Origin of the sequence: Holdemanella porci (assembly GCF_009696075.1) — a bacterium.
GTDB classification, from domain to species: domain Bacteria; phylum Bacillota_I; class Bacilli_A; order Erysipelotrichales; family Erysipelotrichaceae; genus Holdemanella; species Holdemanella porci.
The window spans coordinates 1-11,329 of sequence record NZ_VUMR01000062.1; the positions used below are offsets into that span (position 1 = coordinate 1).

General features: G+C 34.3%; 11 protein-coding genes. 10 read left to right on the forward strand and 1 reads right to left on the reverse strand.

Translation table 11 applies throughout. The features are described from left to right. The first annotated feature begins 146 nt into the window (after positions 1-146). The 6 genes from FYJ55_RS09210 to FYJ55_RS09235 are packed head-to-tail and all read left to right on the forward strand — an operon-like array spanning position 147 to position 5,489. Complete coding sequence (locus FYJ55_RS09210) at positions 147-1,298, forward strand: DNA repair protein RecN (RefSeq protein ID WP_154556575.1); 1,152 nt, start codon at positions 147-149, stop codon at positions 1,296-1,298. After that, positions 1,291-2,460 carry a DNA polymerase IV gene (gene dinB / locus FYJ55_RS09215; protein WP_154556576.1) on the forward strand — a complete coding sequence of 390 codons (1,170 nt, stop codon included), beginning with the start codon at positions 1,291-1,293 and terminating at the stop codon, positions 2,458-2,460. The genes FYJ55_RS09210 and dinB overlap by 8 nt, the downstream gene beginning before the upstream one ends. Continuing rightward, entirely contained in the window at positions 2,457-3,110 is a 654-nt protein-coding gene (locus FYJ55_RS09220) for a tRNA1(Val) (adenine(37)-N6)-methyltransferase (protein ID WP_154556577.1), read from the forward strand. Before dinB ends, FYJ55_RS09220 begins: the two co-directional genes overlap by 4 nt. 19 nt (positions 3,111-3,129) lie before the next feature. Then, the gene (locus tag FYJ55_RS09225) at positions 3,130-4,032 is read left to right on the forward strand and encodes a tyrosine-type recombinase/integrase (RefSeq protein ID WP_154556578.1); all 903 of its coding nucleotides are present in this window, start codon (positions 3,130-3,132) and stop codon (positions 4,030-4,032) included. A 3-nt stretch (positions 4,033-4,035) separates the two neighbouring features. Beyond that, a complete protein-coding gene (locus FYJ55_RS09230) occupies positions 4,036-4,869 on the forward strand; it encodes an Mrp/NBP35 family ATP-binding protein (RefSeq protein WP_154556579.1) in 834 nt (277 codons plus the stop codon). Next, complete coding sequence (locus FYJ55_RS09235) at positions 4,869-5,489, forward strand: M48 family metallopeptidase (protein WP_154556580.1); 621 nt, start codon at positions 4,869-4,871, stop codon at positions 5,487-5,489. The genes FYJ55_RS09230 and FYJ55_RS09235 overlap by 1 nt, the downstream gene beginning before the upstream one ends. A gap of 28 nt (positions 5,490-5,517) precedes the next feature. On the opposite strand, the gene purB is transcribed toward FYJ55_RS09235, so the two are convergent. Further along, on the reverse strand, positions 5,518-6,948 hold the full coding sequence (gene purB / locus FYJ55_RS09240) for an adenylosuccinate lyase (protein ID WP_154556581.1): 1,431 nt from the start codon (positions 6,946-6,948) through the stop codon (positions 5,518-5,520). A 112-nt stretch (positions 6,949-7,060) separates the two neighbouring features. On the opposite strand from purB, the gene FYJ55_RS09245 reads away from it, so the two are divergent. The 4 genes from FYJ55_RS09245 (at position 7,061) to FYJ55_RS09260 (ending at position 11,035) form a co-directional block, all read left to right on the forward strand. Beyond that, complete coding sequence (locus FYJ55_RS09245; protein WP_154556582.1) at positions 7,061-8,377, forward strand: Mur ligase family protein; 1,317 nt, start codon at positions 7,061-7,063, stop codon at positions 8,375-8,377. Then, entirely contained in the window at positions 8,374-9,105 is a 732-nt protein-coding gene (locus tag FYJ55_RS09250; protein WP_154556583.1) for a type 1 glutamine amidotransferase, read from the forward strand. Before FYJ55_RS09245 ends, FYJ55_RS09250 begins: the two co-directional genes overlap by 4 nt. A 163-nt stretch (positions 9,106-9,268) precedes the next feature. Next, complete coding sequence (locus FYJ55_RS09255) at positions 9,269-10,114, forward strand: DNA/RNA non-specific endonuclease (protein ID WP_229771148.1); 846 nt, start codon at positions 9,269-9,271, stop codon at positions 10,112-10,114. 9 nt (positions 10,115-10,123) lie between these two features. Further along, on the forward strand, positions 10,124-11,035 hold the full coding sequence (locus FYJ55_RS09260; protein ID WP_154556585.1) for a hypothetical protein: 912 nt from the start codon (positions 10,124-10,126) through the stop codon (positions 11,033-11,035). The last annotated feature ends 294 nt before the right edge of the window (positions 11,036-11,329 follow it).

Below are 11,329 nucleotides of genomic sequence, written 5' to 3' on the forward strand. Positions count from 1 at the left end.
GCACAAGAATCTACAATATCCAGGACAGTCATGTTCAATATCTCATTCTATTTTTAATGTGATTGGTTCCTTATCAAATCAAATTCGAGATGTTTTACCTGTCCTATAAATATACTAGCATCAAAGCTTCTGTAAAGGAAGCGTATGTGAAGTATTCAAATGTCTTACATGAATTAGAAACATTAAAAAACGAAGAATTTTCGGATGCCGAATTGGAATTTTTAACGACACAGTTGGATGAAATTGAGAATGCGAACATTCAAGAAGATGAATTGGATGCATTAAATGATCAGATTCACGAGGCAACCAGCTGGTATAAAAATTCAGAGGATCTTTCGTCTTGTCTATATGAAATTGATAAAGAAAATGGAGCGTTAGATTCTTTATATACTTTATATAAACAAGCTTCAAAATCACCCATCTTAAATGACTATGAAGAATCATTCAAAAATCTATATTATTCTTTACAAAGTGTGGATGAAGAATTGAAGCATATGCGTGATACACATTCTAATGATTCTTTAGATTTGGATAGTCTACAAAGTCGTCAATATTTGATCAAGAAATTATATCGTAAATATGGTGGTTCATATACGAGTTTAATGGAGTCTAAAAAGAGTATCACAGATAAGATCGATCGAATCATTCATCGGCAGGATGTGTTTGACAAATTGGAAAAAGAAAAAGAAGAATCGTTTACGGCGTATATGAAGTTGGCAAAAGCATTGTCATTGAAAAGAAAAGCGTGTTTTAAAGAACTGGAATCAAAAGTGATGGAACATTGTAAAGACTTGATGTTAGAAAATGCTCGCTTTATGATTTCTTGTATGGAAAAGAAACCTTCCAGCAATGGCATTGATGACATTGAATTTCTAGTTTCTATGAATCTAGGACAGGATTTTTCAAGTTTGAGTGCTTCTGCATCTGGAGGAGAACTTTCAAGATTGATGTTGGCATTAAAAGTGGTGTTCCAAGCTTCGAATGGCATTGAAACCATCATCTTTGATGAAATTGACACGGGTGTGAGTGGTAAAGTTGCCTTAGCTATGGGTGCTAAGATGAAGGCTTTATCCAAAAATTACCAAGTTTTATGTATTACCCACTTGGCCAGTGTTGCTGTCTATGCCAATACGCATTATTTGGTCAATAAAAAGGCATCCGCAAGTGAAACCATCACAAGTGTACAAGAACTTGATCAAGACAAAACGATTCAAGAATTAGCTGTAATGACAAGTGGGGAAGCGAGTCAAAAAGCAAAAGAATCGATGCAAGATCTATGGGTGAAGATTCATGGCTAGAGTCATATTACATATTGATTTAAATGCCTTTTTTGCGAGTTGTGAAGAAATAAAGAATCCGGATTTAAAAGAGTTTCCGGTTGCGGTAGGTTCCACTTCAAAGCGAGGCGTGATTTCAACTGCGAACTATGAAGCTAGAAAATATGGTGTGCATAGTGCGATGCCTGTTTATGAGGCTTTGCGTCTATGTCCAGATTTAGTATTGATCCAAGGTGATTATGGCTATTATCGTTCCATGTCCGCTCAGTTTTTTTCGTATTTAAAAACATTTACCCATCAAATTGAACCGGCGAGTATAGATGAGTGTTACATGGATGTAACGGATATTATTAAGCGCTATAAAAGGCCTTTGGATCTTGTATTTGAAATTCAAAATGGTGTTTATGAAAAGTGTCATTTGAATTGTTCGATTGGTGTTGCGCCCAATCGTTTTCTTGCGAAAATGGCGAGTGACATGCGTAAACCCAAAGGAATCACGGTTTTAAGAAAGTCAGAGCTTTCAACAAAACTATGGCCTTTAAAGATCCATGAAATGAATGGCATTGGTAAAAAGAGCGTGCCTATTTTAAATGAAATGGGTATTTATACGATTGGTGATTTTGCGGATGAAAAGAATGAACAAAAGATCATACATAGATTGGGAAAATCGTCTTATTCTTTGATTCAAAAGGCAAGAGGGAATTCGAGTGCGACTTTATGTTATTCAACTACACAAAAGAGCATTTCGATTTCTAGAACTTATTCCAATGATCTATATTCAATTGATGAAGTGAATAGTTGTCTTGAGAATATCGTTCGAGAACTAACGCATAAGATGCAGCAAGAAAATCAAAAAGGAAAACTTGTTACGTTAACTTTACGAGATACAGCGTTTCATAATGTGTGTCACAGTATGAATTTAAGTCAGTATGCGAATACGTATCCTATGATTTTTGGGGCTTGCCGGCAATTGTTAGAAGAATATTTTGAACCCATTGGCTATCGCTATATAGGTGTACATATTGGGTCTTTAAAAGATGCCCAACAGATTGTAGAACAGATGGATTTATTTGAAGCTCCACAAGAAAATACGGATTATATATTGAATCGTCTGAATGAAAAAATGGATAGTAAATGTTTTATAAAAGCGAGTGATTTATTGAAGAAGGAGGATGCCAGTTGAGTTTAACTTTAGATTATTTTATGGATGAAAACTTGAAGTTATATCAAGATAAAGAGCATTTTCGTTTTAATACAGATACAAAACTTTTAGCTAAATTTGTGCATTTAAAAAAACAGGAGCGTATTTTAGATATTGGTACCAATAATGCGGCTTTACTCGTTTATTTTGATCAGTTTAATGTCAAAGAACTTGTGGGTGTTGAAATATTAGAACAGACTAGTAAGGTTGCTCAAAAGAATGCGGATATGTTTATCAAGCATCCTGTAAAAATTGTCAATCAGCCAATACAAAAATATGAAGATGATTTGTTTGATGTGATTGTTTCCAATCCGCCATACTTTAAAATGGATGCCAATCAGCTTCCGGAACAATTGAATTTTCGTCATTTGGGGAGAATGGAAGAAAATTTGACATTGGAACAATTGGTCTTTCATGCGAATCGATTATTGAAGAGTTATGGGCGCTTTTATATGGTGCATCGTCCGAATCGTTTAAATGAGATCAATAAAGTTTTGTATGCGAATCACTTTAGTATTCGTAACTTGCAGTTCGCATATGATCATCGTGACAACCAAGTAAAATCGGTTTTGATTGAAGCCATAAAAGAGTCAAATTGTGACATGAAGGTATTAGAACCAATTTACATTTGATTTGTGTTATAATACATTTATGGAATTAAAAGACGCATTTGAGGATTATCGCTTATATTTGAATGTTCTACAAAGAAAATCAAAGAAAACGCAACAATCGTATCTTCATGATATTGAGGTGTATTTAAATTTCTTAGGTAAAAGAAATATTTTGTTGTGCGAAGACATTTCAGTTTTGGATATCGAAGACTTTTTGGATGTCTATGCCGAAGATCACATCGCCTCGAGTGTCAATCGTATGATTGCGAGTATTCATTCTTTTCATTTGCAGATATCGATTGCGCATCCTGAAATCAAAGATGTGTCTTTATTAATTCATGGGATGAAATCATCTAAACATCTGCCTGTCTATTTATCGGTGGATGAGGTAAAAAAAGTTTTTTCATCTTTTCAAGACAATCAGATCGACCAATATAATAAAACGATATTAGTTGTATTATATTCTTGTGGTTTGCGTGTAAGTGAGCTTTGTGAGTTAAAATTGAATGATGTACATTTGGCGGAAGGTATCTTAAAGGTCAAAGGTAAAGGGGACAAGGAACGTGTGATTCCGATATCTTCGTATTGTATTTCACAGATGAAATATTATTTAGATTCCATTCGTAGTGTTTGGGATGTAAAGAATGTTTCGTATTTTTTTGTGAATCGTTTAGGCCGTCGTTGCACTCGGCAATATGTGCATTTAATGATCAAAAATAAAGTGAATGAATTAAATTTGAACTCTAAAATCTCAGCACATAGTTTCAGACATTCGTTTGCGACACATCTTTTAGATGGGAATGCGGATCTTAGAATCGTGCAGGAGTTGTTGGGACATTCAAACATTCAAACGACGCAGATCTATACACATATTCAAGATCAGCGTTTAACAAGTGTATATGATCGTTGTTTTCAAAAAATAGAAAAGCCAAAGGAGGAATAGTATATGTCATGTGAAGGTTGTCCTTCTCAAGGAAAATGTGGTAAGAACAGTGAAACATGTGGAATTCAATCGAATCCAGATAACCACATTAAAAATATTATCACTGTAATGTCTGGTAAAGGTGGTGTTGGCAAATCCACAGTTACAGTCATGTTAGCTAAGGCAATGGCTAAAAAAGGTTTAAAAGTAGGTATTATGGATGCGGATATTACAGGTCCTAGTATTCCTAGACTTTTAGCTTTGACAAACCAACATGCGTATGGAAATGAAAAGCAGCAATTGATTCCAATTGAATCCAAAGAAGGTATTAAAGTGATGTCTTTAAACTTCTTGGTACAATCTGAATCTGATCCAGTGATCTGGCGTGGTCCAGTTATTGGTGGGGTTGTTAAACAATTCTATACAGATGTTGTTTGGGGTGATTTGGATGTCTTATTGATTGATATGCCTCCTGGAACTGGAGATGTTGCCCTAACAATTATGCAGTCCATTCCAGTGCAGGGTGTTGTGATGGTATCTACGCCTCAGCCAATGGTAAGTATGATTGTAGAAAAAGCTTGTCACATGTGTGAGAAGATGGAAGTCAAAGTTCTTGGCATCATTGAAAATATGGCATATTTGGAATGTCCAAATTGTCATGAAAGAATTGAATTCTACAAGAAGGAAGATGTGGAAACATTATGCAATTCGACTTGTACAAAATTATATGGAACACTTCCAATGTTGGATTTAATTCGTGATATCAATGAATATGATGCATATTCTAAGGAACAACAAGAAAAAGTAGATGCGTATATAAGTGATATTGCGACTGAAGTCTTAGAAGATATTGCCTAATGGAGTATGTACTTCATCGTAAGTCCAATTGTAAAAAAATAAAAATACGTGTAGTCAAAGGAGTCGTTCAGGTGAGCGCTCCTTTCTATGTTTCTAAAAGGGAAATTGATGATTTTATCAAAGAACAAGAAACTTGGATCCAAAATCAGTTAAGCAAGTATACTGTTTCAAAAGAAAATGATAAGATTCCTTTATTGGGCAACGAATATAGATTACATTATATTGATCAACGAAAGTGTTATGTTGAAGATTATGATTTATATTTGTATCCAGATACAAAGTTGATTCAACTATTTTTGAAGCAGAATGCCAAAAAGTATATTGATCTTCGTTTTGAATTCTTTTGCGAACAATTACACATACAGGATATTTCTTTACAATATGGCTTTTATAAAAGTAAGTGGGGCAGCTGTACACCAAGTAAACATAAGATTTGTTTCAATGTAAATCTTATATTTATGCCTTTAGAATTTGTGGATGCGATCATTCTTCATGAATTAGCGCATTTGTATCATTTGAACCATTCAAAAGAATTCTATGATTTACTATGCACTTGGATGCCAAATTATAAAGAGATCATGAAAAAAAATAAAAAGAATCCAATCCCAAATTTGTATTAAAAAAGAGCTCAAGTTGAGCTCTCATTTTTTATACGTTAATTGCGGCATGCATTCCTAATGCATCTTTTTCTTTAGCTAGAATTGGATCGATGAACTCTTTGAAGAATTCTTCTGTTTGTTGAACAGAACGTCCAACGAAGTTTTCTGGTTTCATGATGGAAAGAATTTTTTCTTTTGTCATGCCAAATTTTGGATCTTGTGCAATACGGTCAATTAAATCGTTTGGTTTGCCTTCTTCTTTAACCACACGACCAGCTGCCATTGAGTGTTGACGAATCAATTCGTGTAATTCTTGGCGGTCTCCACCAGCTTTAACAGCGTCCATCATAATATTTTCTGTAGCCATGAATGGTAGTTCTTTTAATAAGTTAGCTTCTACAACTTTTGGATATACAACTAAACCATCGCTTACATTTAAGTAAAGATCTAATAATCCATCCGTAGCTAAGAAGGCTTCGGCAATCGAAATACGTTTGTTTGCGGAATCATCCAATGTTCTTTCAAACCATTGTGTACTTGCCGTAATTGCAGGGTTGATGGAATCGGCAATGATGTAATTAGCTAGTGCTGCCATTCTTTCTGAACGCATTGGGTTACGTTTGTAGGCCATTGCGCTTGAACCAATTTGTGATTTTTCAAATGGTTCTTCGATTTCTTTCATATGTTGTAATAAACGAATATCATTACTGAATTTGTGTGCACTTTGTGCAATTTGAACTAAAACTTGTAGTACTTGTGTATCATATTTACGAGTATATGTTTGTCCGCTGACTGCGAAATATTGGTCGTAGCCTAATTTTTCACAGATCTTTTTATCTAAAGCTTTAACTTTGTCTGTATCTCCTTCAAACAATTCCATAAAGCTTGCCTGTGTACCTGTTGTACCTTTGCATCCTAATAATTTTTTATTGTCTAATAAATGCTGGATTTCAATGTAGTCCATATATAAGTCTTGTGCCCACAAGCTAGCTCTTTTACCTACAGTGGTTGGTTGGGCTGGTTGGAAGTGAGTAAACGCAAGACATGGCATGTCTTTGTATTTTAATGCGAATTCTTCTAATTTTTCTAATACATTGACGATTTTCTTTTGTACAAGCTCTAAAGCTTCGTGCATGATAATTAAATCTGTATTGTCACCAACGTAGCAGCTAGTAGCCCCTAAGTGAATGATTCCCTTAGCTTTTGGACATTGTACTCCATACGCATATACGTGTGACATAACATCATGACGTACTTCTTTTTCTCTGGCTTTTGCGACATCGTAGTTGATATCTAAAGCGTGTGCTTTTAATTCTTCGATTTGTTCTTCGGTAATGTCTAATCCAAGTTCTTTTTCTGACTCCGCAAGAGCAATCCAAAGTCTTCTCCATGTCGTAAATTTTTTGTCGTTTGAAAATAATGCCTGCATTTCCTTAGATGCATATCTCTGTGAAAGAGGAGATTGGTAATATTCGTTCATTTGTCCCACCTATTCTAGTTAGTTTTTTCCTAACATCAATATTATATGTGTTTCAATTTTTAAATTCAACTTCAATTGTTGTATAATAAAGGAGTATGGAAAAGGAGTAGTTATGAAAACTTTATCTATATTATCTACAAAGCTTAGTGCCTGGGGGCTACACCTAATTGGTAGGGGTGGATCGATGCCTGGGTCGATTGGCTGTAAAGTCGATGCGAATATATTATCGAAATTAAAATTTAATGGTCCTGTCATTTTAGTTACGGGTACAAATGGAAAAACGAGTACGGTCAATATGATTACAGACTTGTTTGAAAAGGCTGGATACAACGTGATTTCCAATCGTAAGGGAGATAATTTAAAGGCAGGTATTGTCACTACGTTGTTGACTCACGCAAAACTCAATGGTGAAATCAAAGCCAATGCGGTTGTATTAGAATGCGATGAATTGAATGTAAGACATATTCTTCCATTTATTCCGGTTACAGATTTTGTGGTCAATAATTTCTTTCGTGATCAATTAGATCGTGCTCGTGAAATGGAACAGTTGATCGATTCAATTGAAAAGGTATTGCCTTCATATAGGGGTCGATTGATTTTAAATGCGAATGATCCTAATGTCGTACGACTCAATTTAGTAGCGAAAAATGCTTCATTCTCTTATTTTGGAATGGATGAGAACAAGTATTCGGTTAAAACGACAAAAGAGGCAAGTGAAGGAAAATTTTGTCCTAAATGTGGGGCAAGACTTGAATACAGTTATTATCAATATTCACATATTGGTAAATTCCATTGTTCAAAGTGTGATTTTCAAACGCCTGAAATGGACATTTGTTTAAAAAATATTGATTTGGATAAAGAAACATTTTCGAGTGATGGAGTAAATTATAAATCTCCGTATGAAGGAATGTATTCTATGTACAATTGTGCCGTTGTATTGAATGTCGCAAAAAATTATGGTATCTCACAAGATTGTGTTAAGTCTGTATTTAGTCATGCGCCTCAGCCTGCGGGAAGAAATGAAACATTCACATCAAAGGAACAGACATGTATTTTAAACTTGGTTAAAAATCCTACGGGTGCCAACGAAGTTATGAAAGTCATTGAAAAAGATGATTCGGATAAGACAATTGTGATCGTATTGAATGATCGTGAGCAGGATGGTACAGATGTGAGTTGGATCTATGATACTTTCTTTGAAAAGATTATGAAAGATAGCACAAAGGAAATTATTTGTACGGGTCTTCGTGCAAATGATATGGCTTTAAGAATCTATTATGGTGGCTATAAAGGTCCTTTAAGTGTTGTCGATACTTTGGACATTGCCGTAAAAGCCGCATTAGCTACAAAGCGTACGACATATGCGATTGCGACATATACGGCATTACTTCCTACGCGTAATGCGATCAAGAAGGAGATGGGTCTATGAAAGTAGTTTGGATGTATCATGATATTATGGATCTTTATGGGGATAAGGGAAATATGATGGTTCTAAAGAAGCGTTGTTTAGATCGTGGTATTCCTTTTGAACTCGATACTTGTGGTATTGGTGAAGAAAAAGATTTAAGTGAATATGATTTGATTTTCTTAGGTGGTGGTGCAGATAAGGAACAAATTAGTTTAATTCCAGATTTATTATCGCGTAAAGAAAATATAACGAAGGCCATAGATGAAAAGACCTTTGTGCTTTTGATTTGTGGTGGTTATCAATTGTTTGGTCAATATTATATTGCGGCCAACAATGAGAAGATTTCTGGTTTACAGTTCTATGATTATTATACGGATACGGGAAAAGCTGGTAGTCGTTGCATTGGAAATGTTGTGATTGATGCAAATTTAGATGGTTTAAAAACGCGTATCGTTGGTTTTGAAAATCATGGGGGTCAAACATTAAATGTAACGCATCCTTTAGGAAAAGTTGTGAAGGGTTGTGGTAACAGCTTTAATGCAGGTTATGAAGGATTCTATGATGGAAAGATTCTAGGTACCTATTTGCATGGTCCTTTACTTCCAAAAAATCCTGAGGTGGCTGATTTTGTGATTTCAAAAGCACTACAAAAAAGAAATCCGGATTTTAAATATAGTGATTTAAAGCCATTGGAAGATAAGTTTGAAAAGATGGCTCGTGAGGCTGTATTTAAGAAATTAGAGCTATAAAAAAAGATGTCATAAGACATCTAAAAACATAGTACATAGGGGGTTTATTACATTTTTGACTCGAACGATAATGAAGTACTATGTTTTTTATCACTCACTCCTTTCATGGTTTTAGTATATAAGTTATATTGACATTATATATGTCAAATATATGAGGAATCGTATGAGAAAATTTATTATATCCATGTTCATTGTTCTATCGACATTGATCACGCCTATATTGGCTTATGAGATTGATGAGATACCTGAATATAATGGCAATCCTTATGTAGAGATACATGATAATGAGCCTGTATTCAGTTCGAAGGATATGAATACAAAGAGTTTTGAATCGTACTCGAATCTAGATTTTTTAGATCGGCCACAGGTTGCGTATGCGAATGTGTCGAAGGATCTAATGCCAACAAAAAAACGAGAAAGTATTGGTTCTGTAAAGCCCACAGGGTGGCATACAGTACGTTATAAGGGAATTGATGGGAAGTATTTATATAATCGTTGTCATTTGATTGGATATCAATTAACAGGTGAGAATGCGAATCGGAAAAACTTAATGACGGGTACGCGCTATTTAAATGTAGAGGGTATGCTTCCGTTTGAAAATGAAGTATCTGACTACATAAAAAAGACAAATCATCATGTTTTATATCGGGTTACACCTATTTATGATGGTGATAATTTGATTGCGGATGGTGTACAGATTGAGGCGTATTCTGTAGAAGATAAAGGACAAGGTGTATCGTTTAATGTATTTTGTTATAACGTACAGCCAGGTATCACAATTGATTATAAAACGGGCGATTCAAGTCGCTCAAATGACAATATTATAAAGGAATATAAAGTTACAGAGGATACTTCTACTTATGTTTTAAATGTAAAAACACATAAGTTTCATATGCCTACTTGTGCAAGCATTCGGTTGATGAATGATATAAATAAGTTGGAGTCAAGTGAGTCTAGAGATGTACTAATCGCTCAGGGGTATTCGCCTTGTAAAAACTGCAATCCATAGGAGAATAACATGAAAAAAATAGTATCTATGCTGTGTGTATGTGTTTTATCTTTATCTTTATTTGGTTGTTCTAAACCAGAAAATAATGTGGAATTAAAGAAGAATGTATCGTGTCAATTGTTGGATGTTTTAACCATCACAAATGATACAGATAATTCGACGTACTACTATTATTTGGCAAGTGTTGAAAATAAGGGTAAAAAGCCGTATGACACAAAGAATTTAATTTATACTGTAACAGATGACAATGAAAAAGATATTAGTGTCATTGATAAATATCAGTCTACGCCTTCTTATATCATCAATAAGGGCCAAAATACGTATATTTATGGATATATTGGATTTCCAAACAATGATCAAAAAAACTTGGGTCTTTCTTTTAACAACAAGAAACAGTTCTTGCCTTTTAAAGCCTTTGATATTCGTAAGGCCAGTGATAAAAATGTAAAGGATTCAAAGGATGCAAAATATACTTTCTTTGAGGATGATACACTTCAGATTGGTGTAGATGCATCTAAGGCAAGTTGTGTATATGAAAATGGGGAAACAGTATTAAAAAATATTAAGATTACTTATAAGAATAAAACGGATTCTCGTATCATTGTTCCATATTTAACGCCGAGTGCTACTTTAGAAGGTGTCGATCTTAGTAACAAGTATGATTTCGCAAATATGGATGAAATCAAAAGTCATGATTTTACAACGAATGGTATGGCGCCTAAAACACAAAGTTTTAAAGCGGATGTAACTGGGTATGTATTGTATTTCTTGGATAAAAAACAAACTGTAAATACAGAAATTGAATTCCATTTTGAAAAGGCAGCTCCTGATTTTACGGATAAGAGTACTAAGCCTTTTGTGGTTCATATGAATTCGAAAGCATTTGGAAAATCAAACACATTTAAGATTGGACTTGAATAAGTCCTTTTCTTTTTGGTTCACATTGTTTATAATCCCGTTTTCGACAGTTATATAACGCAACAATGAGCGCAAACCTTTAGTTTATAGGCTTTACGCTCATTTTTTACTTTTATGAAATGTTGTATGGGAATTTTATTTTTCAAATTTTTTTAAATTTATTTAATGTTGGCTTAACTAGCAATTTGGTGACTTTGCTATAATTTTGCGTTTTATCACTTATGCGAATAACCATTCGTTCTTCAAATCCTTTAAACGAGTGATCTTATAGATATTTTTCAATCTAAGTAGTACGTA